General features: G+C 68.0%; 19 protein-coding genes. All 19 read right to left on the reverse strand.

Going from position 1 to position 24,738, the window contains the following annotated elements; genetic code table 11:
* Positions 1–59 precede the first annotated feature (59 nt).
* Positions 60–1,133 carry a chemotaxis response regulator protein-glutamate methylesterase gene (locus C1922_RS09525; RefSeq protein WP_108749529.1) on the reverse strand — a complete coding sequence of 358 codons (1,074 nt, stop codon included), beginning with the start codon at positions 1,131–1,133 and terminating at the stop codon, positions 60–62.
* Positions 1,130–1,726, reverse strand: a complete 597-nt coding sequence (gene cheD / locus C1922_RS09530; RefSeq protein WP_079221788.1) for a chemoreceptor glutamine deamidase CheD — start codon at positions 1,724–1,726, stop codon at positions 1,130–1,132. The genes C1922_RS09525 and cheD overlap by 4 nt, the downstream gene beginning before the upstream one ends.
* Positions 1,723–2,592, reverse strand: coding sequence for a CheR family methyltransferase (locus C1922_RS09535; RefSeq protein WP_108749530.1), 870 nt, complete (start codon positions 2,590–2,592; stop codon positions 1,723–1,725). The genes cheD and C1922_RS09535 overlap by 4 nt, the downstream gene beginning before the upstream one ends.
* A 33-nt stretch (positions 2,593–2,625) precedes the next feature.
* Entirely contained in the window at positions 2,626–4,896 is a 2,271-nt protein-coding gene (locus tag C1922_RS09540) for a methyl-accepting chemotaxis protein (protein WP_108749531.1), read from the reverse strand.
* A gap of 1,210 nt (positions 4,897–6,106) precedes the next feature.
* The gene (locus C1922_RS09545; protein ID WP_108749532.1) at positions 6,107–8,476 is read right to left on the reverse strand and encodes a methyl-accepting chemotaxis protein; all 2,370 of its coding nucleotides are present in this window, start codon (positions 8,474–8,476) and stop codon (positions 6,107–6,109) included.
* A gap of 97 nt (positions 8,477–8,573) precedes the next feature.
* Entirely contained in the window at positions 8,574–8,879 is a 306-nt protein-coding gene (locus C1922_RS09550; protein ID WP_234412378.1) for a hypothetical protein, read from the reverse strand.
* 217 nt (positions 8,880–9,096) lie between these two features.
* Positions 9,097–9,588, reverse strand: coding sequence for a chemotaxis protein CheW (locus tag C1922_RS09555; RefSeq protein WP_108749534.1), 492 nt, complete (start codon positions 9,586–9,588; stop codon positions 9,097–9,099).
* A gap of 163 nt (positions 9,589–9,751) precedes the next feature.
* The gene (locus C1922_RS09560) at positions 9,752–10,525 is read right to left on the reverse strand and encodes a flagellar brake protein (protein WP_108749535.1); all 774 of its coding nucleotides are present in this window, start codon (positions 10,523–10,525) and stop codon (positions 9,752–9,754) included.
* Positions 10,526–10,630: 105 nt separating this feature from the next.
* Positions 10,631–12,823 carry a methyl-accepting chemotaxis protein gene (locus C1922_RS09565; RefSeq protein WP_108749536.1) on the reverse strand — a complete coding sequence of 731 codons (2,193 nt, stop codon included), beginning with the start codon at positions 12,821–12,823 and terminating at the stop codon, positions 10,631–10,633.
* A 3-nt stretch (positions 12,824–12,826) separates the two neighbouring features.
* Positions 12,827–13,417 (reverse strand): hypothetical protein, encoded by a 591-nt coding sequence (locus C1922_RS09570; protein ID WP_159091916.1) that lies wholly within the window; start codon positions 13,415–13,417, stop codon positions 12,827–12,829.
* A gap of 47 nt (positions 13,418–13,464) precedes the next feature.
* Entirely contained in the window at positions 13,465–15,708 is a 2,244-nt protein-coding gene (locus tag C1922_RS09575; RefSeq protein WP_108749538.1) for a methyl-accepting chemotaxis protein, read from the reverse strand.
* A 368-nt stretch (positions 15,709–16,076) separates the two neighbouring features.
* Positions 16,077–18,065 carry a chemotaxis protein CheA gene (locus tag C1922_RS09580; protein ID WP_108749539.1) on the reverse strand — a complete coding sequence of 663 codons (1,989 nt, stop codon included), beginning with the start codon at positions 18,063–18,065 and terminating at the stop codon, positions 16,077–16,079.
* A 53-nt stretch (positions 18,066–18,118) separates the two neighbouring features.
* Positions 18,119–18,484, reverse strand: a complete 366-nt coding sequence (locus tag C1922_RS09585) for a response regulator (protein WP_038688521.1) — start codon at positions 18,482–18,484, stop codon at positions 18,119–18,121.
* Entirely contained in the window at positions 18,481–18,789 is a 309-nt protein-coding gene (locus C1922_RS09590) for an STAS domain-containing protein (protein ID WP_108749540.1), read from the reverse strand. The genes C1922_RS09585 and C1922_RS09590 overlap by 4 nt, the downstream gene beginning before the upstream one ends.
* A gap of 200 nt (positions 18,790–18,989) precedes the next feature.
* Positions 18,990–20,243 (reverse strand): chemotaxis protein CheW, encoded by a 1,254-nt coding sequence (locus C1922_RS09595; RefSeq protein WP_108749541.1) that lies wholly within the window; start codon positions 20,241–20,243, stop codon positions 18,990–18,992.
* Positions 20,240–21,022, reverse strand: coding sequence for a ParA family protein (locus tag C1922_RS09600; RefSeq protein WP_108749542.1), 783 nt, complete (start codon positions 21,020–21,022; stop codon positions 20,240–20,242). Before C1922_RS09600 ends, C1922_RS09595 begins: the two co-directional genes overlap by 4 nt.
* Positions 21,023–21,026: 4 nt before the next feature.
* Entirely contained in the window at positions 21,027–22,052 is a 1,026-nt protein-coding gene (gene motD / locus C1922_RS09605) for a flagellar motor protein MotD (protein ID WP_108749543.1), read from the reverse strand.
* 1 nt (position 22,053) lies between these two features.
* A complete protein-coding gene (locus tag C1922_RS09610) occupies positions 22,054–22,794 on the reverse strand; it encodes a flagellar motor protein (protein ID WP_108749544.1) in 741 nt (246 codons plus the stop codon).
* Between the two features lie 101 nt (positions 22,795–22,895).
* Entirely contained in the window at positions 22,896–24,737 is a 1,842-nt protein-coding gene (locus C1922_RS09615; protein ID WP_108749545.1) for a chemotaxis protein CheA, read from the reverse strand.
* Position 24,738 lies beyond the last annotated feature (1 nt).

The following is a 24,738-nucleotide window of genomic DNA, read 5'->3' on the forward strand; positions in this document are numbered from 1 at the left end:
CGCCCCTTCCGGGGCCGGCGTATGAATTCGTCGGCGAAACGCGGCGGTGCCCTGCGGGCTCAGCCGCGGGCCAGCGCCAGCAGGCGTTCGGCGATGCGCTCCAGCGGCACCTGCTCTTCGGCGGCGCCCAGCTTGAACGCTGCGCCGGGCATGCCCCAGACCACGCTGGTGGCCTCGTCCTGCACCAGCGTGGGCGCGCCGGCCTGGCGCATTTCCAGCAGGCCGCGCGCGCCATCGTCACCCATGCCGGTGAGGATGGCACCGATGGCATTGCCACCGGCGCTCTGCGCGACCGAGCGGAACAGCACGTCCACGGCCGGCTTGTGCCGGTTCACTGCCGGGCCGTCGTCGATGCGGCAGCGCCAGCGGGCGCCGTCGCGGATGATGCGCAGGTGCTTGCCGCCGGGCGGCAGGTAGGCATGGCCCGGCAGCACGGCCTCGCCATCGCTGGCTTCGCGCACAGCCATGGCCGAATGGCGGTCCAGGCGTTCGGCGAAGGCCGTGCTGAAGCTGGCCGGCAGGTGCTGGGTCATCACCACGGCCGGGGCATCGGCGGGCATGCCTTCCAGTACCACGCGCAGCGCTTCGGTGCCGCCGGCCGAGGAGCCGATGGCAATCAGCCGGTCGGTGGTACGGAACTGCGGTGCGGCCGGGCGCAGCGACGGTGCCGCGTCCAGCAGCACCTTCGGCGCCGACGCACGCACCAGCGGTCGCACCCGCGAACGCGCGGCCATCTTGACCTTGCCGATGATCTCTTCGGCGTAGCCCTGCAGCCCGCGGGCCACGTCAAGCTTGGGCTTTGAAACGAAATCCACCGCGCCCAGTGCAAGCGCCTGCAGCGTGGTGTCGGCGCCGCGCTCGGTCAGCGAGGAAATCATCACCACCGGCAACGGATGCAGGCGCATCAGGTTTTCCAGGAACGCCAGGCCGTCCATGCGTGGCATTTCCACGTCCAGGGTGATCACATCCGGGGCCAGGCGCTTGATCTTCTCGCGCGCCAGCAACGGGTCGGCGGCAGTGCCGACCACGTCGATGCCGGGGTCGCTGGACAGGATTTCGGTGAGCATCTGCCGGACCACGGCAGAGTCGTCGACGATCAGTACCCGGCAGGGGGCGTTGCCAGGCCCGTTCATTCGAACAGCTCCACGCCGCCGGTGACCGGGGCCTTGGACAGGCGGGCACGCACGGCCGATTCGGTAGCGGCCACTTCGGCCTCGTGCGCGTGCGGCAGGCGCTGCACCACCACGCGGCCGGTATCGGCGAAGAACCAGATCTTGCGTGGATGGATGCCGCACAGGTCTTCGGCAATGATCGGAATGTGTTCGGCCTGCAGGTACTGGCGCACGAACTCGGCGTTGCGGGTGCCGACCGGGTTGCTGGTAAAGCCCTTCAGCACATTGGCGCCGCCGAACACCTTGGCTTCGATGCGCTTGCGGTGGGCGCCGCGCTTGAGCATGTCGTTGATCAGCAGTTCCATGGCGTAGCTGCCATAGCGTGCGGGGGCGCCATCGCCGGCGTTGCCTTCGGGCAGCAGGAAGTGGTTCATGCCGCCGATCTTCAGCACCGGATCGCGCAGGCAGGCGGCCACGCAGGAGCCCAGCGTGGTGGTCAGAGCGGTGGTGTCGTCCACCACCAGGTACTGGGTGGGCAGCAGCTTGGCCGCCACGGTCTTGAAGCGTGCGTCCTGGTAGCGCATCACATCGTCGGTGCGCAGTGATGCATTCATGCGCCGGCTCCCTGTGCGCGTCGGTACAGCGTGCGGCCGCACGGCTGGATCAGGTCGGCCGCGTGCAGATAGTTTTCCGAATGCCCGGTGTAGAGCAGGCCATCGTCGGCCAGATGGTTCACCAGCCGGCCCAGGATGGCGCGCTGGGTCGGCTTGTCGAAGTAGATCATCACGTTGCGGCAGAACAATGCGTCGAACGGACCGCCCACGTCGTAGCGCGGTGCCAGCAGGTTCAGCGGGCGGTATTCAATCAGCTCGCGCAGGGCCGGCAGCACCCGGCACTGGCCTTCGTTGGGGCCGCTGCCGCGCTGGAAGTAGCGACGGCGCAGGTCCGGGTCCAGGCTGGCCACGCGGTCGATGTTGTAGACGCCGCGGCCGGCGGTGGCCAGCACCTGGGTGTCCACGTCGGTGGCGATGATGCGCACCGGCGGCTTCAGCGTACCGAAAGCCTCGCACGCGGTGATCGCCATGGAGTAGGGCTCTTCACCGGTGGATGCCGCGCACGACCACAGCAGCAGCGGACCGCGGCCGGTGCGCTTCTGCAGTTCTTCGCGCAGCTTGTCGAAGTGGTGCGGCTCGCGGAAGAACGAGGTGAGGTTGGTAGTGAGCGCGTTGGTGAACGCCTGCCATTCCTCGCCCTCGCCCTGTTCCAGATGGTCCAGGTACTGCTGGAAGCTGCGCATGCCCAGCGCGCGCAGGCGCCGCGACAGGCGCCCGTAGACCATGTCCCGCTTGGCGGGGGCCAGGGCGATGCCTACGCGCTGGTAGATCAGGTCGCAGACGCGGCGGAAATCACGGTCGGCGAACTCGAATTCGCGGGGGCCGGTCACGATGGGGGTTGGGCTCTGCACGGGGGAGGTGTCCATCGGGTGGGCGGCGGCCGAAGCCGCCGCGGGGGATCAGAATTCCTGCCAGTCACCGTCGCTGGAAGCGACCGGGCTGGAAGGCGTGCGCGGTGCCGCGGTGCGCACGGCCTGCGGGCGGGCAGGGGCGCGGACAATGGCGTGTGCGGGCGGGGCGACGCGGGCGGCCACAGCCTTCACCGCTGCCGACACCTGGTTGTCCAGCCGGAAGATGGCCACCGCATCGGCCAGCTGTGCGGCCTGGTCTTCCATGGCGCGCGCGGCAGCGGTGGCTTCTTCCACCAGCGCGGCGTTCTGCTGGGTGGTTTCGTCCATCTGCACCACGGTCTGGTTGACCTGTTCGATGCCGGCGCTCTGTTCCTGCGAGGCCGCGGAAATCTCGGCCATGATGTCGGTCACGCGCTGCACCGAGGCGACGATCTCGCCCATGGTCGCGCCGGCCTGGTGGACCAGTGCCGAGCCTTCGTTGACCTTGCCGACCGAGTCGTCGATCAGGCCCTTGATCTCCTTGGCCGCTGCAGCCGAGCGCTGCGCCAGGGTACGCACTTCGCTGGCGACCACGGCAAAGCCACGGCCCTGTTCGCCGGCACGCGCGGCTTCCACCGCAGCGTTCAGCGCCAGGATGTTGGTCTGGAAGGCGATGCCATCGATCACGCTGATGATCTCTGCGATCTTCTTCGACGAGGCTTCGATGGCCGACATGGTGGTGACCACCTGGCCGACCACTTCACCGCCCTGCGAGGCGACGCCGTGTGCGCCGATGGCCAGCTGGTTGGCCTGGCGGGCGTGTTCGGCATTCTGGCGCACGGTGGAGGTCAGTTCCTCCATCGAGGCGGCGGTTTCTTCCAGGTTGGCGGCCTGCTGTTCGGTACGGCGCGACAGATCGCTGTTGCCCGAGGCGATTTCGCCGGCGGCCAGGGTGATGCTGGAGGTGCTGGCCTGGATCTGGCCGACGATCTGGGTCAGCTGGGCAACGGTGCTGTTGGCATCGTCGCGCATGCGAGCGAACACGCCCTGGTAGTCGCCGTGCATGCGGGTGGTCAGGTCGCCTTCGGCGATGGCCGACAGCAGCTGCGAGAGCTTGCCCAGGTTGTCATCGCTGACCGCCATCATGGCGTTGAGGTTTTCCAGCATCACGCGGAAATCGTGATTGAAGCGCTGGGCGTCGCCGCGCTGGCTGAAATCGCCGGCGGCGGCCGCGGCGGCCAACTGCTTGATTTCGGCGTTGATGCGGCCCAGGTTGGCCTTGACCGTATCGACAGTGGTGGTCATGGCGGCCTTTTCGCCGGGGTAGCGCGCCACGTCGCGGCTGAGGTCGCCCACGGCGTACTGCTGCACCACGTCCAGCACATCGTGCAGGGTCTGCACGTGGCTGCCGACCAGGGTATTGGTTTCCTGCACCATCAGACCGTATTCGCCGGGGAAGGCGGCGGCGTCGATGCGGTAGCTGAGCTCACCGCCATCGTGGCGGCGGGCCATCTCGCGCTGGGCGGTGATGACCGCGTGCAGCTGCTGCTGCATGCGCGACATCGATTCGAGCAGGCGGCCCGGTTCGTCGTGCGGCTGTGGGCCGATGTGGCTGTCCAGCTTCCCGCGTGCGATGCCTTCGGCGACGGCGGTGGCCTGCTTCAGCGGCAGGGCGATGCGGTTGCCGATGATCCAGCTCAGGCCCAGCACGATCAGCACCAGCAGGCCGCCGGACAGCGCCATGATGCCGGTGAAGGCCCAGGCGTCGCGCTGCACGTCGTCCATGTAGACGCCGGTGGTGACCACCCACTTCCACGGTTCGTACATGCCGGCGTAGGTGATCTTGTCGATCAGGCCTTCCTTGCCGGGCTTGGTGGTCTGGTAGTAGGTGTAGCCGCCGCCGAGGCGGGCCATGCCGACCTGCAGGTAGTAGATCGGCACGCCGTCATCGGAGGTGTAATCCTTCTGCACGGTGCCTACGCGCTTGGGCGCGAACGGGTGCATGAGCACGCGGTACTGGGTGTCCAGCACGTTGTAGTAGTCGGCATCGTTGTTGGCGCGCATGACTTCCAGCGCCTGCAGCGCGGCGGCCTTGGCGGCTGCTTCGGTCAGTTCGCCGGTGCCGGCCAGGCGCTTGTAGTGGTCCAGCACGCCGTAGGTCAGTTCGACCTGGGTGCGCAGGGCGTCCTTGCGCGTTTCGGTCAGGTCCAGGTACTGCATGCGGGCGGCGATCACCGACAGCGCGATCACGCCGATCGCGATCATCAGCGTAAGCAGGTTGAGCTTGCGCCGGACGGAGAGGTTGCTGAAGTAGTGTTGCCAGCGATGCAGGAGGTTCATGAAGCGGGACCAGGTCGAGACGGGCGGGCGGCGCCAGTACCGGTGACGGCGCGACCGGCCGTGACAGAACGGTTATCGGCCGGGGGCGCGGAGATTTGAGGGTGGCGCTATAGGCGTATTCAGGTTTTCCTGCGGCGGCGGCTTCGGCGCTGCCTGCGGCAGGCTTCTTTGGAGCCAGGTCAACAGCAACAGCAACAGCAACAGCGCTTGGTCGGCTGTTCGTTTCCATCGAGGGAGGCGGGCCGGGGTGGGCAGGCGGGACACGCGGTGAATACGTCCATGTAGCGCGTAGGCGCCTTGCTCGTGTGCGCTTTCCTGCGCACACGGCAAGACCGGGGTTGGGCGTCCTGCCCAACCCGCCCGAGGCATGCCTCGGGCCCTTGGCGCCTGCGGTCCCGCCTGCCCACCCCGACCCGCCTCTTCATGCATCGCGGCGGCGGACGGCAAGAGCGTTTGGTGTTATCGGGTGGGGAATTGGGGTCAGAGCCCTTTTCCTTTGGAAAAGGGATCCGACCCCGTAGAGGGCCCGCAGCGTGCAGCTGTTGCTGTTGCTCTTCTTTCATCAATCCGGGGTGGACGCGCAGGGAACTGTCCGAGGCCGGGTGGGTGGGTCGCGCAGGGACGCAGGCGCCATGGATGGCGCCTACGAGCTTACAAGGACGTACTTGCAGCGTCCCCTGCGCGGCCCACCCACCCGGCCACCCCACGAAACCCAGCACAAGAGCGTCCACCCCGAGGGGCTTCGCCGTTGGCTGGATCTATGGATACCCCGGAAACGAAAACGCCCCGGCACGGGCCAGGGCGTCTTCGGAAGGCTGGGGGTCAGAGCCCTTTTCCTTTGGAAAAGGGATCCGACCCCGTAGAGGGCCCGCAGCGTGCAGCTGTTGCTGTTGCTCTTCTTTCTTCAATCCGGGGTGGACGCGCAGGGAACTGTCCGAGGCCGGGTGGGTGGGTCGCGCAGGGGCGCAGGCGCCATGGATGGCGCCTACGAGCTTACAAGGACGTACTTGCAGCGTCCCCTGCGCGGCCCACCCACCCGGCCACCCCACGAAACCCAGCACAAGAGCGTCCACCCCGAGGGGCTTCGCCGTTGGCTGGATCTATGGATACCCCGGAAACGAAAACGCCCCGGCACGGGCCAGGGCGTCTTCGGAAGGCTGGGGGTCAGAGCCCTTTTCCTTTGGAAAAGGGATCCGACCCCGGGCAGGGATCAGAACTCCTGCCAGTCGCCGTCTGCCAGTTCGGTGGCCATCGGGCGACCGCCGGTGCTGCGACGGGCCGGTGCGGCGGCTGCGACCGGTGCGGCCGGCGCTGCTGCACGCGGTGCCGGGGCGCGCGGGGCGACCACGGCTTCGACTTCGTCCAGCACGAAGATCGAGACAGCTTCGCTCAGGTGGCCGGCCTGTTCTTCCATGGCACGGGCGGCAGCGGTGGCTTCTTCCACCAGCGCGGCGTTCTGCTGGGTGGTTTCGTCCATCTGCACCACGGTCTGGTTGACCTGCTCGATTCCCGCGCTCTGTTCCTGCGAGGCCGCGGAAATCTCGGCCATGATGTCGGTCACGCGCTGCACCGAGGCGACGATCTCGCCCATGGTGGCGCCGGCCTTGTGCACCAGTGCCGAGCCGTCGCTGACCTTGCCGACCGAGTCATCGATCAGGCCCTTGATCTCCTTGGCGGCAGCCGCCGAGCGCTGGGCCAGGGTGCGCACTTCGCTGGCGACCACGGCAAAGCCACGGCCCTGTTCACCGGCACGCGCGGCTTCCACCGCAGCGTTCAGTGCCAGGATGTTGGTCTGGAAGGCGATGCCATCAATCACGCTGATGATCTCTGCGATCTTCTTCGAAGACGCTTCGATGGCCGACATGGTGGTGACCACCTGGCCGACCACTTCACCGCCCTGCGAGGCCACGCCGTGTGCGCCGATGGCCAGCTGGTTGGCCTGGCGGGCGTGTTCGGCATTCTGGCGCACGGTGGAGGTCAGTTCCTCCATCGACGCGGCAGTTTCTTCCAGGTTGGCGGCCTGCTGTTCGGTACGGCGCGACAGGTCGCTGTTGCCCGAGGCGATTTCGCCGGCGGCCGAGCTGATCGCACGGCTGGACTGCTTGATGCGGGTGACGATTTCGCTCAGCTGCGCGGCCGTGGCGTTGGCATCGTCACGCATGCGGGCGAACACGCCCTGGTAATCGCCATGCATGCGCACGGTCAGGTCGCCCTGCGACAGGGCGGCGAGCAGGCCGGAAATCTGCTCGATGCTGCCGGCGTTGGCGTCCAGCAGGCCGTTGATCTGCTGGGCCAGCTGCAGGAAGAAGCCTTCCTTGCCGTCGGCGTCGATGCGGCCGGACAGGTCGCCGGCGGCGGCCTGGGCGATGACGCGCGCCACTTCGGCTTCCACCTGCGATTCCTGGGTGCGGTCGCGCCACTCCACCACGTAGCCGACGGTGTCGCCGTCTTCGTTACGGATGGTCGACACCACCTGGGCGAACTGCGCATCCCCGTACTGCATCGGGCGACGGGCTACGCCGTGCTGCTTCAGGTTGGCCAGCAGGGTGTGGTCCATTTCGCCGCGGTGTTCCAGCACGGTCACCGGCTTGCCGATCAGCGACGCCTGGGCATCGAAGTCGGGCAGGTCGCGGCGCAGCTCGTCCTGGTACTGCGACAGGGTCTGCTGCAGGGCGCGGTTGCTGTAGACGATGGTGTTGTTCGGGTCGGTCAGGTACACGCCGGTGGAGCTGTAATCCAGGGCGGTACGGATACGCAGGTTCTCGCGGGCCACGGCGGCATCGGTCTCGATGCGCTCGCGCAGGTCGCGCTGCATGCGCTGCATGGCCTGCATCAGCTCGCCCACTTCGTCCTGGCGGCTGACATCGATATGGCCATCGAGCTTGCCCCCGGCCACGTCGTTGGCGACCGAGACGGCACCACGCACGCTGCCCACCAGGGCACGGGCGAACAGCCAGACCAGGACCAGGCCCAGTGCGGCGCCACCCAGCAGGGCGATGACGGTCAGTACGGCCGAGGCCGAATAGGTGCTTGATGCCTCTTCGCGGGCGGCGCGGGCCAGGCGGTTGTCTTCGGCAATCAGCGCTTCCAGCGAGGCGGTGGCCTTGCGGTGCTTGGTGCGGGTTTCGCCGACGAAGGTATCGATGGCGTCGTCCGGCAGGTCCAGCTCGAGCATTTCAGCCACGCTGTCGTAGGACGTCAGGGCGTCCTTCCAGTCGTTGGCGAACGTTTCGAACAGCTTCTTCTGCTGCGGATTGTCGATCAGCCCGGGGTAGGTCTTGATCGCCTTGTCCAGGTTGGTGCGCAGCTCGGCCACGCGCCCATGGGCTTCGGCCTTCACTTCGGCGCTGGCGCGCACCAGCTGCTGGTATTCGGAGTTGCGGATTTCGCCGATCATGCCGCGCATCTCGCCGGCCAGGCGGATGCTCTCCATGCGCGTGCCGGCCAGCTCGGTGGTGACATTGTTGAGCGAGTGCAGGCCGCGATAGGCGACGATGCCCTGCAGCAGCATCACCAGCAGGAGGACACCGAAGGTCAGCATGAGCTTCGGCATCAGTTTCAGATTGTTGATCCACGGCATGGGCGTTGCGATCTCCATAGGCAGACGCGCGCGGGCATCGGGCCCGCTTGCAGCAACCACGCCGACCGATGGCCGGCGTGGCAGGACGGACAGCGGATTACTTGATGTTGGCCAGCTTCAGGCTGGACGGCGAGCTGACTTCGATCTCAGCGCGCGAGGCGTCGCGCTGGATCTTGCCGATCACGCAGACGGTCTTGCCTTCCAGCGATTCCAGCGGGAAGTTGAACTTGCCGCGGTTTTCGCCGGCGATGCGTGCCGAGAAGGTGTGGCGCGGGAAGGCGCCGCCCATGTACAGGAAGGTCGGCTGGCCTTCGGAACCTTCGGCGAAGCGGGCCTTTTCCACCTTGCCGCAGACCATGCCGTCCTTGCCGACCTGGCGCGGGGCCAGTTCCGGCGGAATCATGTCGGCCGACTGGGCGAAGGCAGAAGCAGCAGTGGTGGCCAGCAGGGCAGCCGAAACGAACACAAGCAGGGACTTCATCGAGGTGATTCTCCGGGGATGGTGTGGACGGTCGATCCGGGCTGATGCGCTCCTGCGCACCCGGCTTCTGTCCCCCTATCGGCAAGCTGACGGGGAACTGAAGGGGACCTTTGTCGAAGTGTGAAAAATGTCCGCCTGCTCAGGCGGCAGCGTCTTCCAGCAGGGCCGCCTGGCCCATGTCGGCGCTGTCGAGCAGGGTTTCGATGTCCAGCAGGATGAGCATGCGGTCGTCCTGGGTGCCGATGCCGGAAATGAAGCGGGTGTCCACGGCGGCGCCGAATTCCGGGGTCGGGCGGATCTGCTCGGCGGCCAGCGGGATGACGTCGGAGACGCTGTCCACCACGATGCCGACCACGCGGTCTTCCACGTTCAGCACGATCATCACGGTGAAGGCGTCGTAGCGCGCGTTCTCCAGGCGCAGCTTCAGGCGCAGGTCGATGACCGGCACGATGGTGCCGCGCAGGTTGATCACGCCCTTGATGTAATCCGGGGCATCGGGCACGCGGGTGACCGCGTCGTAGCCGCGGATTTCCTGCACCTTGAGGATGTCAACGCCGTAGTGCTCGGCGCCGAGGGTGAAGCTGAGGAATTCGCCACCGGCGCTGGCGGTGGAGCTGGTCTTGTCGTTCATCGAGGGTCCTGGTTCGGCCGGTAGTCCCGGTGTCAGCCTCGATATCGGCCCCGCGGCGGGGGACTTTAGGTGGGGTTCGGGGCATCCACGCAGGGCGTGGATCTGCCGGGGTGGGGTCGGATCCCTTTCCGCAGGAAAGGGCTCTGACCCCGGGGCGGGCGCTTTAGAGCTCGCCGTTCTGGCGCGCCTTGCGCTGGCGGTCGATGCGGAAGATGTAGCGCTGGATGGCGCTGTCGCCGCCGCGCGGCAGATCGTCGAAGCGCATGCCGATGCGCTTCACCTCGATACCGTTGGGCTGGCGCTGCGGCAGCATGTTGCAGACCACCAGGCTGATCGGCAGGTCCGGGCCGTCGGGCATGGACAGGGTGGCCGCGTAGCGCTTCTGCAGGGTGAACAGCGCACAGTCGCTGGGCACGGTGATGGCCAGGCCACCGCCGCTGATATCCACCACGCGCATCGACAGCGCGTCGGCACCGGCTTCACCGGCGGCCAGGCTCAGCTGCGGCGAGTCGGTGATGGGGGTTTCCAGGCGGTACAGCTCGCGGCGTTGCAGGTGTACCAGCTCCTCGGGCAGGTGCGCGCGGAAGGCGACGTGACCGTCGTTGTCCACGCGCTCCAATGCCTGCAGCCGGAACCGCACCAGCACCCGTTCCAGCTGGGCAAAGCACAGCAGATGGTCGGCCTGTTCGGCGGCGCGGTTGGACGCCTCCTGCGGACTGCCGTCCAGCAGCAGGGTGTCTTCGTCCTCGTCGATGTCGAGCAGGGCGGTGGGGAAGGAGCGATCGCGCCCGTCGATATGGGCGTTGATCAGGGAACGCTGGTCGATCAGCGAGCGCAGCAACTGGCGCAGCTGGCGCGGATTGCGGACCAGGAACCGCTCGTCGGCGGCGTCGGCCGCGTGGGTGTCACTCAATGCAATGTCGTGGCCGTCGGACATGGAATCTTGGGTCTGGGGCGGGCGCCAGCGCGTGTTGGCGCGCGGCTTACTGGGGGTATCGGCCGCGCGCCGGAAATATGTAGCCCGACAGACCCGTTGCCGTCGTCAGCCGGGCAGGCGGGACACTGGTCGTGGCCCGCGTTCGACGCTGCGCAGATGGCGGCTGTTGTCCAGATGGAAGCGCGCCACCGCCTGCGCCAGCACGGTGGCCTGCTCACCCATGCCCTGGGTGGCATGCGCCGAGGCTTCCACCAGCGTGGCGTTCTGGCGGGTGTTGGCATCCATCTGCGCAATGCTCTGGTTGACCTGTTCGATGCCGGCGCTCTGTTCCTGCGAGGCGGCCGAAATCTCGCCCATGATGTCGGTCACCCGCTGCACCGAGGCGACGATCTCGCCCATGGTGTCGCCCGCGCGCCGCACCAGGGTAGAGCCTTCGTCGACCTTGCCGACCGAATCATCGATCAGGCCCTTGATCTCCTTGGCCGCCGCTGCCGAGCGCTGGGCCAGGGTACGCACCTCGCTGGCCACCACCGCAAAGCCTCGGCCCTGTTCGCCTGCACGCGCCGCTTCCACGGCGGCATTCAGGGCCAGGATGTTGGTCTGGAAGGCGATGCCATCGATGACCGAGATGATGTCGCCGATCTTTCGTGATGCGGCCTGGATCGCGCTCATGGTGCTGATCACCTGGCCCACCACGTCGCCGCCCTGGTGGGCGACGGCGGCGGCGCCGCTGGCCAGCTGGTTGGCCTGGCGTGCGTGATCGGCATTCTGGCGCACGGTGGCAGTCAGTTCTTCCATGGTGGCGGCGGTTTCTTCCAGGCTGGCCGCCTGCTGTTCAGTGCGATCGGCCAGGTGGTCATTGCCGCGGGCCAGGTCGGCGGCCGCGCCGGTCAGGCTGCCCGAGGCGGTCTGGATACTGCCGACGATGGCGGTGAGCTGGGCGATGGTGGTGTTGGCATCATCGCGGATGCGGGCGTACACGCCGTGGAAATCGCCCTGCATGTGCGCGGTCAGGTCGCCGCGCGACAGGGCCGCCAGCAGCTGCGAGATCTGCTCGATGCTGTAGGCGTTGGCGTCCAGCAGGCTGTTCAGGCGCTGCGCCAACTGCAGGAAGAAGCCGTCCTTGTCCGCCGTGCCCACGCGCTGGCTGAAATCGCCCTGGGCGGCCGCTTCAACGATACGCCCCAGCTCTTCTTCCACCTGCAGTTCGCTGGTGCGGTCGGCCCATTCCACCACGAAGCCCTGGCGCTGGCCGTCATCACCCATGATCGGATTGATGATCAGGCGCATGCTGCGGCCGCCAACGCGGATCTGCGCGCGCCAGGTGCCGGTGAGCTCGTCCAGCAGCCGGGCCTGGTGGGCGGGATTGCGATGGAAGATGTCGATGCTGCGGCCGATCAGGTCGGTGGCGCTGAACTGCGGCAGGTCGCGGCGCAGGTCCGCTTCGGCCGCGGCCAGCATGTGCTGCAGCGGGCGGTTCACGAACACGATGTTGCGCTCGCGGTCGGCGATCATCACGTGGGTGGTGACATCGTCCAGCGCGGTGCGGATGCGCAGCGATTCGCGCGTGGTCTGCTGCTCGCTTTCGCGCCGCTGCAGCAGGCGCTCACCGGTCTGCACCAGTGCCGCCGCCAGCGAGTCCGGCGGGAACCGGGCGTCCTGCAGGTGCGCGGGCACGGGCTGGTCCTCGGCCAGGCCGCGCGCCAACTGTGCCAATTGCTGCGGATCGTGGCCCAGCAGCAGCAACTGGCGGCGCATCTGCACGGCCATCAGGCTGAGCAGGCCGGCTTCAACCACCACGTAGAGGGCGTGCAGGGCGAGGGTGCCCAGCCCGCTGCCGGCCGCAAACACCGGGTAGGGCAGGCCTTGCACCTGCAGTGCGTAGAACAGCACGTGATGCACGGCAATGGCGCCGGCGGCCACCACGATCGGCAGCCAATCGCGGTAGTACAGCAGCAGTGCGATCAGCACGATCACCGTGAAGTGCGTTTCCAGCTGCCCGTGGGTCTGGTGGATGAGCGTGGCCGACAGCACCATCCACGCCAGTGCCACGGTGCAGCGGCTGAGCCGGGTGCCGGGCAGCCAGTAGACCTGCAGCGCGGTGACCAGCAGTGCCGGCAGCGCGACCCCCAGCCATGGTGCCCACGCACCATTGCGTACCGCCAGCACCAGCGAGGCCAGCACCAGGCCGGCGGTGACGAGCAGGAACAGTCGGTCGGCGGTGGTGGACAGCGCGCGCAGGAACGGCAGCGATCCGGCGTCGACGGACGTTGCGTGAGGGGCAGGGGATGCGTGCATGCACTACTCCTTGAGGCATGGGCATGGGGTGGTGAGGATCACCGGCGCCTGCGGTTGTGCCAGCAGATGGTTCACCAAGCGCGCGGCCGCAGGGCCGGTGCCGCCGCAGCCAGGGTCGAGCCGGGCGGGGCCGGCATAGACCAGTTGCTGCTGGTGCAGGACCAGCCAATCGAACGGCAGGGCCAGGGTGCTGGTCTGCATCGCGCTGCCAGCGGGCAGTACATCCTGCCCATCACAGGGGCAGCGGTCGGGCAGGCGCAGCAGCAGGGGCTGCTGGGCGCTGGCGGTCAGCACGTCGTGCGGTAGCTGGGCGAGCAGGTCGGTGGCATTCCAGCCGCCCGGTTCAGGTGCTGCCGCGCGCGATTGCGTCCACAGCAGGGGCAGGGTCCAGCCCAGCCACAGCGCCAATACCAGCATCCCGGCCAGCGGGCGCCAGTCACGAACCGGTTTCGCAGGGGCGGTGGGGCGGGCGGACATGGGCGTGCACGCGTTGGGCCGTAGTTCGTTAGCGGCCGGGGCGGCGTGAAGCTGAAGGGCGATCGCATCACGGCGCCGGGGATTGCCCGGCGCCTTTCCCACGGGGAAGCCGAGCATGGCTCGGCTCTACAACACCGGCGCCGGGCATCCCCCGGCGCCGGCGCTCAGAACTCCTGCCAGTCACCGTCACCGGCCAGGGCCGGCTGCGGTGCCGCTTTGCGTGCACGCGGCGCGGCCAAGACTGGTGCGCTGACCGCCTTGCGCGGTTCGGATACCGCCGGCGCAGCGACGCGGGCCGGTGCGTTGGTCAGGCCCGGGGTGGCCAGGCGGAAGCGCGCCACGGCTTCACCCAGCTGCGCGGCTTGGTCTTCCATGGCGCGTGCGGCAGCGGTGGCTTCTTCCACCAGCGCGGCATTCTGCTGGGTGGTTTCGTCCATTTGCACCACGGTCTGGTTGACCTGCTCGATGCCGGCGCTCTGTTCCTGCGACGCCGCGGAGATCTCGGCCATGATGTCGGTCACGCGCTGCACCGAGGCGACGATCTCGCCCATGGTCGCACCGGCCTGGTGGACAAGTGCCGAACCTTCGTTGACCTTGCCGACCGAGTCGTCGATCAGGCCCTTGATCTCCTTGGCGGCAGCCGCCGAGCGCTGGGCGAGGGTACGCACTTCGCTGGCGACCACGGCAAAGCCACGGCCCTGTTCGCCGGCACGGGCGGCTTCCACCGCAGCGTTCAGTGCCAGGATGTTGGTCTGGAAGGCGATGCCATCGATCACGCTGATGATCTCGGCGATCTTCTTCGAAGACGCTTCGATGGCCGACATGGTGGTGACCACCTGGCCGACCACTTCGCCGCCCTGCGAGGCAACGCCGTGTGCACCGATGGCCAGCTGATTGGCCTGGCGGGCGTGTTCGGCGTTCTGGCGAACGGTGGAGGTCAGTTCCTCCATCGACGCAGCCGTCTCTTCAAGGTTGGCGGCCTGCTGTTCGGTACGGCGCGACAGATCGCTGTTGCCCGAGGCGATTTCGCCGGCGGCCAGGGTGATGCTGGAGGTGCTGGCCTGGATCTGGCCGACGATCTGGGTCAGCTGGGCGACGGTGGTGTTGGCATCGTCGCGCATGCGGGCGAACACGCCGTTGAACTGGCCGTCCATGCGTGCGGTCAGATCGCCCTCGGCGATGGCCTGCAGCAGGGTGGACAACTGGCCCAGGTTGCCGTCGGCCACCTGCATCATGGTGTTCAGGTTGTCGATCATGGCGCGGAAGTCATGCGCGAAACGATCGGCATCGCCACGCTGGCTGAAATCGCCCGCGGCGGCGGCGCTGGCCAACTGCTGGATCTGCGTGTTGATGGCCAGCAGGCTGGACTTGGCCGCATCCATGGCTTCGTGCAGGAAGGCGCGGGTGCCCGGCAGGCGGCGCGCATCTTCGGTCAGGTTGCCGGCGGCATACTGGTTCAGCACGTCGATGGCATCGCGGATGGCATCCAGGTGTTCGAAGATGACGGTATTGATGCCGCCGGCCAGCTGGCCGTACACGCCGGGGAAATCTTCGGGAATGCGGTGGCTGATATCCGGGCCGGCATGCATCTGTGCCATCAGCTGGGTCTGTTCCGAGAAGCGCCGCAGCATGGCGGTCATCTCGCTGGTGGCGGCCAGCATGCGCCCGGCCTCGTCGTTGCTGGTGGCCTGGGTGGTGACGCTCAGGTCACCGCGCGAGACGGCCTGGATGGCCTGCACGGCCTTGCCCAGCGGGCCGGTGACGGCACGCGAGATCACCACGGCCAGCGCCGCGGCGACCAGCGACAGCAGCACGATGCAGCTGATGATGGCGATCAGGCTGTTGCGGTGGGTGGCGTTGGCGGCGTCGATCTTGCCCTGCATCTGCGAGCTCAGATACGCGCTGAGCGCCTTCATGTCTTCGAAGGCCTTGCGGCGCAGCGGGCGCGACTGCTCGTCGGACACCTGCTGGGCCAGCGCGGCGTCACCGGCGGTGGCTGCGTCACGCAGCTTGCTGTTGGCGGCGAAGTAGGCGTCCACGTCGGCCTGCACCGGCTGGTACAGCGCGCGCTCCTTCTCGCCCGACGGCAGGGCGGCATAGGCGGCCAGCTGCTCGCGCACGATCTTGGCGGTGTCAGCCATGCGCGTGTTGTACTCGGCCACCTTTTCCGGCTTGTCCAGCATGCTCAGCTGGGCCATCTCGTAGGTGCGGAATTCGCCCAGCTGCGAGCGCACTTCGCCCAGGTACTGCACGGACGGAATATCGTTGGTGGCCATGGCGCGCAGCTGCGCGTTGGCCTCGGACAGGCGTACCAGGGCGAACACGCCCAGGATGACGGTCATCAGGGTGGTCAGGGTGAACCCCACCGCCAGCTTGCGGGCGATGGGCAGATCGTGGAACCACTTCATGCAGGGTGCTCCGGATGGGCAGGTGCCGGCGCGGGTGCGGCGGCGTAGGGGGTGGTTGCAGGAGGGAACGGTCGTGCCGGTGGGGGTTCGGTGAATGCCGTCAAAGCCAGATAGCGGCGCTGCGCGCGGGGACTTTATGGATGGATTTCACATTCGCTGGCGTAGGGATGGGCGCCTGCAGGCCTTGTGGGGCGGGGGCCTTGGGGTGTGTGGGTGGTTGCGGGGGAAACTGCTGGGGCGACCGGTGTCACGTTTGGGGTCAGAGCCCTTTCTGCGAAAGGGATCTGACCCCGGGGATCTGGCCCCGCAAACAGAACCGCCGCCCAGGTGGGCGGCGGTTGGGTGGTGCACGGCGATGTAGGCGGCGGTCAGGCGGCCTGCGGCATGCGCAGCGAGCGCACCAGGCCACCGATGTCCACGATCAGGGCCACCCGGCCATCGCCGAGGATGGTGGCGCCCGATACGCCGCCGATGCGGCGGTAGTTGTTCTCGATGTTCTTGACCACCACCTGCTGCTGGCCGACCAGTTCGTCCACTTCCAGCGCGATCTTCTGGCCATCGCCTTCCACCACCACCACCAGCGATTCGCTGTTGGCGCGGCGGTTGCCGTAGCCGTAGTACTCGGTGAGCGACAGGATGGGCAGGTATTCGCCGCGTACCCGCAGCACGCGGCCTTCGCCGGCCATGCTGCGGATGTCTTCGGGCTGCGGCTGCAGCGCTTCCAGCACGTAGGCCAGCGGCAGGATCAGCGTTTCGCCGGCCACTGCCACGGTCATGCCGTCCAGGATCGCCAGGGTCAACGGCAGGCGGATCAGCGTGCGGGTGCCGCTGCCCAGGCTGCTTTCGATCTGCACTTCACCGCCCAGCGCCTGGATGTTGCGGCGGACCACGTCCATGCCCACGCCGCGGCCGGACAGGTCGGTCACTGCATCGGCGGTGGAGAAGCCGGGCTGGAAGATGAGATCCCAGACCTGCGAATCGGTGGGGTTGTCCGGCACGCTCAGGCCGCGCTCGTGGGCCTTGGCCAGGATCTTCTCGCGGTTCAGGCCGCGGCCATCGTCGCTGACTTCGATGACGATATGGCCACCCTGGTGCGAGGCCGCAAGGGTAATGGTGCCGGTCTCGTCCTTGCCGGCGCCGCGACGCACGTCGGGCATTTCCAGGCCGTGGTCGATGGAGTTGCGCACCAGATGGACAAGCGGGTCGGCGATCTTTTCGATCAGGCCCTTGTCCAGCTCGGTGCCTTCGCCGATGGTGCGCAGGCGCACCTGCTTGCCCAGGCGGCTGGACAGGTCGCGCACCAGGCGCGGGAAGCGGCGGAACACCGCGTCCACCGGCAGCATGCGCACGCCGATCACCGCTTCCTGCAGGTCGCGGGTATTGCGCTCAAGCTGGTCCAGGCCGGCGAAAAGACGTTCGGCATGCACCGGATCAATAGCATTCGATACCTGCTTGAGCATGGCCTGGGTGATGACCAGTTCGCCGACCAGATTGATCAGTGCGTCGACCTTGTCCACGCTCACGCGGATCGAGGTCTCTGCTTCGGCAGCGGCCGGCGTGGCTGCAGCGGCAGCCGCAGGTGCGGCTGCAGGTGCAGCGGCCGCCGTGGCGGCGGGTGCCGGCGGTGCCTGGGTGGCCAGGCTCGGCGGTGCGGCCGGGCGGATATCCAGTTCGCAGTCGTCCAGTACCCAGGCGAAGGTGTCTTCGATCTTGCTGCGCGGCACCTTGCCGACCAGGCCAAGGTCCCAGGCCAGGTGGGCTTCCAGCGGATCCAGCTGGGCAAAGCCCGGCAGGCGATCCATGCGTGCGGCCACCTGCAGCGCGCCCAGATGTTCCAGCTCGCGGATGATGCGCAGCGGGTCGTTGCCGCTCATGAACAGCGACGGCGCCGGGGTGAAGCCGATCTGCCAGGCCTCGGGGGTGTCATCGACCGGGGTGGCCGCTGCGACCGGGGCGTTGGCCGCGGCCTGCCCGGACAGCACCGCTTCCAGGCGTGCCTTCACTGCGGCCACCGACGCCGGGTCGGCGGCCTGGCCATGTTCGGCTTCACGCAGCAACGCGCGCAGTACGTCCACCGACGACAGCATGGCGTCCACGGCGGTGGCTTCCAGGGCCCGCTTGCCGGCGCGCAGCTCGTCGAGCAGCGTTTCCAGCACGTGGGTCAGGCCGGCAATGGTGTCGAAGCCGAAGGTGCCGGCGCCGCCCTTGATGGAATGGGCGGCGCGGAACACCGAATTGATGATTTCCGGATCCTGCTGCCCCGATTCCAGGGCAAGCAGCCCGGCCTCCATGGCGTCGAGGCCTTCGCGGCTCTCCTCGAAGAAGGTGGCGTGGAAGCGTTGCAGGTCCATGCTCATGGCAGAGGTAATCCGGAAACGTGGGGAAGGGACGGTTCAGCAGTGCCGGGCGATCAGCCCAGCACCTTCTGTACGGTGGCGACCAGCTGTTCGGGGTTGAACGGCTTGACCAGCCAGCCGGTAGCGCCGGCGGCCTTGCCTTCGGACTTCTTGTCCGCAGCCGATTCGGTGGTCAGCATCAGCATCGGGGTGAACTTGTAGTCCGGCAGCTGGCGCAGCTCACGGATCAGGCTGATGCCATCCATGTTCGGCATGTTGACGTCGGTGACCACCGCGTTGAAGCGCTGGCCCTTGGCGCGGCCCAGGGCCACGGCGCCGTCTTCGGCTTCTTCGACGGAAAAACCGGCCGAGGTGAGGGCGAAGGAAACCATCTGGCGCATCGACGCCGAATCGTCCACCACCAAGATACGTGCGCTCATGCAGCGTTCTCCACAGATTTCAGGTTGTCATGGGGTACGTCCAGGCCCAGGGCCTGGGTGACGCCCAACAGGCGTGCGGCGTCACGGAAGGTTGCGGTGCAACCGTGGAAGCCGGTGTCCAGCCCGGCCTCGCGGCGGGCCTGCACGAAGGCGCACAGCACCTGCACGCTGGCGGTGTGGATGCGGCCGACCTGGCTTGCGTCCAGGGTCAGCTCGCCTGCTTCCGCCACCAGGGGCGAAAGGCGGTTCTTGAGCTCGGTGCTGCTCTCGATGCCGAGATCATCACCCAGTTCGACAGTGCTCATGATTGCTCCGGACAAACGGTTCCGAGATCCATAACGGCACACCGGCGGGGTTCTTTAGGATTGTTTCGGCAGGAGGGGTATCCACGCGTGGCGTGGATCTACCGGGGCGATCATGGTGTTGATCGCCCCGGGCAATGCCGGTGTGGGCCACGCCATGCGTGGAGGGTGTTCGGTAGATCCACGCCATGCGTGGATGGGCTTCACCCCAGCAGACGGGTCGCGTCGAGCAGGATCATCGGCCGTTGGCCGATACGGGCTACGCCGCGGAACAGGTCGTTGGAAATCTGGCAGATGCGCGCGGTGTCCGGCGGTTCAATCTGCGAATCGGTGAGATTGGCCACGTCTTCCACGGCCGACACCCGTAGGCCGAGGATCTCGCCGTTCTCTTCCAGCACCACGATGCGCGTCTGCGCGTCGTCTTCGGCGGTGGTGGTGCCCAGGTGCAGGCCCAGGTCCATCACCGGCACCACCTGGCCGCGCAGGTTCATGATGCCCAGCATGGCGGCGGCGGTGCCGCGCAAGGGCAGCAGGGGCACGGGAAGCACGACTTCCTGCACCTTCAGCAGCTCCAGCGCGTAGGCCTGCACGCCGCAGCGCAGGCGCAGCCAGCGCGAAGTGCGTTCGCCGGCGCGGCGGGCCTGCGGGTGCGGGCTGCTGGCCGGCTGGTGGGCCTGCGATTGCAGTTCCTGCCAGCTGGACGGGCGGGCGCCTGCCGGGGCGTTGACGGCCACGCGCGGCGGCGGCGCCACCGCGGCGCGGGCGACCGGGGCTGCGACGGGCGCGGCGGCCGGAAGCGCTGGCGCCACCGTGGCGGGGGCAGGCACGGCCACCGTTTCACCTTCTGCGGCGGCTTCGAAGGCGGCCTGCAGGGCGGGGCTGTCGATGTGGGCCAGGGCGTGGCTGTCGGCGCTGTCGGTTTCGTAGATCACTTCATCCGGCAGGTCGTCCCAGGTGGGTTCGGGGCCGGTCGGGGCGGCGGCGGGTTCGGGCGCCGCTGCGCTCGCCGGGCGTGGCCCAGCGCTAGCGTCGGTGTTTCCGGTTTCGTAGATCACTTCGGCCGGCAGGTCGTCCCAGGTCGGTTCGCGTTCGGGAGCGGCCACGCCTACGGCCACGGCGTCGAAGGCGGCCTCCAGCGCTGCACTGTCGCACTGCGCGGCGGCTGGAACGTCTTCGGTTTCGTAGATCACTTCGGCCGGCAGGTCGTCCCAGGTCGGTTCGCGTTCGGGAGCGGCCACGGCCACGGCCACGGCGTCGAAGGCGGCCTCCAGCGCTGCGCTGTCGTTCTGCGCGGCCGCCGGAACGTCTTCGCTTTCGTAGATCACTTCGGCCGGCAGGTCGTCCCAGGTCGGCTCGCGTTCGGGAACGGACACGGCCACGGCAACCGGCGGCGGCGCCACGATGGCTTCGCCCAGCAGTTCGTCCAGATAGTCGTCCAGCACGCCGGTGGTGCTCATGCCGCCTGCTCCAGTGCGCGCTCGTCTTCGCCCAGGATCCAGTTCAGGGCGCGGCGGTACGCGGCCAGGCCGCGGCCCGGGTAGTCCTCGCCCACGCTGGGCAGGGTCAGCCCGGGGGCGTTGCTGATGCGGGTGTCCAGCGGAATGGCGTCTTCCCAGACGCGGCCGACGTGGCGGTCCTGCATGCTGCGTAGCGATTCGTTGCCCGCGCGGGTGCGGCGGTCGAACAGGGTCGGCAGGATCGAGATCGGCAGCGGGCGGCGGCGCGAGCGTTCGACCATTTCACCGGTGCGTACCATGCCGTCCAGGCCGTGCAGCGCCAGCGGTTCGGCCTGGGTGGGAATGATCAGGCGATCGGCCGCGGCCAGTGCGTTGATCATCAGCAGGCCCAGGGTGGGCGCGCAGTCCAGCAGGATGTAATCGTGCTGGCCCTGGTGGCGGGCCAGTGCGTTCTGCAGGGCCAGGCCCAGGCCGGGCTGGTTGGCGCTGCGGCGTTCCAGCGTGGCCAGCGAGGCCTGCGCGCAGACGTAGTCCAGGCCGGTGATCGGGCTGGGGTGGCTGAGCGTTGCCAGATCGGCCGGCGGTGCGCCGAACAGTTCCAGTACCCCGGCAGGCGCCGGCTCGACCGGCACGCCGAAGGCGCGGGTGAGCGAGGCGTGCGGATCCAGATCGATCAGCAGGACCCGGTGGCCGAGTGCGGCCAGGCCGCGACCGAGGGCGAGGGTGGTGGTGGTCTTGCCGACACCGCCCTTCTGGTTGGCGACTGCCCAGATGCGCATCGGATTACTCCTTCATTGCAGGGGGAACGGCGGCGCCGACATGGCTGCCTGCCGACACCGGCGGCAACTGCACCGGTGCAAGGGGGGAAGGGGGCGCCGGACGCGCGGTTGCGGCAGCGGCGGTGCTGGCCGCAGGTGCAGCGGCATCGGTCTGGCCAGTGGCGGCGTTCAGGCGCTCACCCAGCGGGTCGACGGCGTGGCTGGTGTCGGCCAGGATGATGACCATGACCCGGCGATTGCGGTTGCGGCCCTGCGCGCTGTCGTTGGCATCGCGCGGGCGGAACTGGCCGTAGCCGACCATGGCCAGGCGCGAAGGCTGCACGCCCTGGTCGGCGAACAGGTGGACCACGCTGGCGGCGCGGCCGGCCGACAGTTCCCAGTTCGACGGGAAGGTGGCCGTGGCAATCGGAATATTGTCGGTGTGGCCTTCCACGCGCACGCTGTTGGGCACATCGCGCAGCACCTCGGCCAGGCTGGCAAGGGTCTGCCGCGCATGCACGTCCAGTGCGGCCGAGCCGGTGGGGAACAGGATGTCACTGTTGATCTCGACCTCGATCCACAGCTCGGTGCGGCGCACGCTGATCATGCCGCGGTCGATCAGCGGCGACAGCGCGGCGGTCAGGCGGTCGGCAATGCTGCTGAGCTGGCGCTCGGCACGGGCGATCTGTTCCTGGTTGTGCACCGACACCGGCATGCGCATCTGCGAGGCCATCGACGGCAGCAGGGTGGGGTCGTGCGAGGGCGCCGGCGCGGATGGGCCGATCTTGGTGCCGGACTTGATGACCGAGGGGCTGTCCCAGCCGCCGCCCTGCACCTGCTTGTTGCCCACCTGCACCGGATTGATCGTGCGCGGGGCGCCGCCGAAGGCATCGGTCAGCGCATCGGCCATGATGCGGTACTTGCCCTCGTTCACCGAGGAAATGGCGTACATCACGACGAAGAACGCCAGCAGCAACGTCATCAGATCGGCATAGGGGATCGCCCATGCTTCATGGTTGGCGTGCTCTTCGTGGTGCTTGCGGCGGGCCATGTCAGTGCAGGAAGCCGGAAAGGTTGGTTTCGATGTTGCGCGGGTTCTCGCCTTGGGCAATCGAGATCAAGCCTTCGATCACCATTTCGCGGTCGCGCGAGTTGTGGGCGATCACGCCCTTCAGCTTGGCCGCAATCGGCAGGAACAGCAGGTTGGCCGAGGCGATGCCGTAGATGGTGGCGGTGAACGCGGCGGCGATGCCGTGGCCCAGTTTGCTGGGGTCGGCCAGGTTCTTCATGACCGCGATCAGGCCCAGCACGGCACCGATGATGCCCAGCGTGGGCGCATAGATGCCCATGGCTTCGAACACCTTGGCGCCGGCCTGGTCCTGGTGCTCCTGGCTGCCCAGTTCGATTTCCAGCATGTGCCGGATCGATTCGGGCTCCACGCCGTCCACCAGCAGCTGCAGGCCCTTGCGCAGGAACGGATCGCGCTGCGCTTCCACCTGCGATTCCAGGCCCAGCAGGCCCTGGCGGCGGGCGATGTTGCTCCATTCCACGATCTGCTGGATCAGTTCGCGACGGTCGCTGTGCGGCGGGCGCACGACCCAGCGCACGATCTTGAAGGCGTGCTTGAACACGGCCGGGGCGGTGTGCAGCAGGATGGCCGCCACGGTACCGACGATCACGATCACGAAGGCGGCCGGCGACCACAGCGAGGCCAGGCCGGCGCCCTTCAGGATGCTGCCGCCGACCAGTGAGGCCAGGGCAAGGAAAAGTCCAATGAGGCTGAGTCTATCCATGGGTCCGGTATCGGCGTGTGTGAATGGGACTTGAGACACCGGTGGCGCGTGTACAGACGGTAGTCACAGTTTTCGGGGTGCCGGGCAGGGCCCGGCCGGGTTCATCTCAGCCCGTCCACGTCCAGGATCAGGGCCATGCGGCCATCGCCGATCAGCGTTGCCCCGGCGTAGCCGCGCAGGCCGCGCAGCGCCTTCGGCAGCGGCTTGATCACCACTTCTTCGCGGCCGCGCACCTGGTCCACCACCAGCCCGAAGCGGGCCTCGCCGGCCTGCAGCACCACGATGGTCAGCAGGCTGGAGGCGGCCGGGGCGACATCCAGCCACTGCCGCAGATCGATCAGCGGCAGGGTGTGCGAGCGGCGGTCGAGCACGGCACGGCCATCGAACCAGCCCAGCGAGGTGCGCGGTGCATGCAGCACCTCCATCACGCGGGCCAGCGGCAGGGCGTAGACATCTTCGCCGGCCTGCACCAGCAGGGTCGGCAGGATGGCCAGGGTGAGCGGTACGCGGATCAGGAAACGGCTGCCACGGCCCAGTTCGGACTGGATCTGGATCTGCCCGCTCAGTTCGCGGATGCGCGACTGCACCACGTCCATGCCCACGCCACGGCCGGAAATGTCGGTGACCTGCTGCTTGGTGGAAAAACCGGGCAGGAACACCAGGTGCAGGCATTCCTCGCTGCTCAGGCGGGCGGCGGCTTCCGGATCGATCAGGCCCTTCTCGCGCGCCTTGGCGCGCAGCTTCTCCGGATCGATACCGGCGCCGTCGTCCTGCACTTCAATGCTTACGTAGTCGCCTTCCTGCTGCGCCGAGAGGCGCACATGGCCCATGCGCGGCTTGCCCTGCGCTTCGCGCAGGTCCGGCATTTCCACGCCATGGTCGATGGCGTTGCGCACCAGGTGCACGAGCGGATCGGCCAGCGCTTCCACCAGATTGCGGTCCAGTTCGGTTTCGGCGCCGATCAGTTCCAGATCGACTTCCTTTTTCAACGAACGGGCCACATCGCGGGCCACCTTGGGGAAGCGCGAGAACACCTTGCCGACCGGCTGCATGCGGGTGCGCATGACCGCCGACTGCAGGCGCGCGGTGGCGATATCCAGGGTAGACACCGCACGGTCCAGCTCTTCATCGCGCAGGCGGGTGCGCAGGGTCTTCAGGCGGTTTCGTGACAGCACCAGTTCGCCGATCAGGTTGACGATGGCGTCCAGGCGCTTGGTGTCCACGCGCACGGTGTGTTCGGCTTCGGCCAGCGGCTTGGCCGCGGCGGGCTTGGCCGGCGCGGCGGCGGGTGCCGCAGTGGGGCGCGGTGCCGGGGCGGGCGCCGGCACCGAGGCCACCGGCTTGCTGCCGGGTGCGGCGCCACCATGCAGCTGGTCCAGCAACGCTTCGAACTCGTCTTCGCTGATAAGGCCATCGTCGGCCTTCTTCGCCGGGGCCACGGCCGTGGGTGCGCCGCCGCCATGCAACTGGTCCAGCAGCGCTTCGAACTCGTCGTCGGTGATCAGGTCGCTGCCGCCGGCAGGCGGTGCGGCTGCCACCGTGGTGTTGGCAGCCGGCGCAGCGCCGCCATGCACGTCGAACTGGGCGATCAGTTCCGGCGGGGCGTAACCCGGCTCGGTACCCGATGAAACAGCGTCGAGCATGGACTGCAGGTAATCCAGCGACTGCTGCGCGGCGTCGAAGTGGTGCGACTGCAGCACGGCCTGGCCGGCACGGGCCGAACCCAGTGCCTCTTCGGCGGCATGGCACAGCTCGACCATGGCGGTGATGCCGAGGAAGCCGGCGCCGCCCTTCAGCGTGTGGTAGCCGCGGAACACGGCATTGAGCTGTTCGCTGTCCTGCGGTGCCTGTTCCAGCGACACCAGCTGTTCGCCCAGGCGATCGAGGATCTCTTGGGCTTCGATGATGAAATCGGCAGTGATGTCGTCGGCAACCGCGCTCATG

The organism is Stenotrophomonas sp. ZAC14D2_NAIMI4_7, assembly GCF_003086675.1.
Lineage (GTDB): Bacteria > Pseudomonadota > Gammaproteobacteria > Xanthomonadales > Xanthomonadaceae > Stenotrophomonas.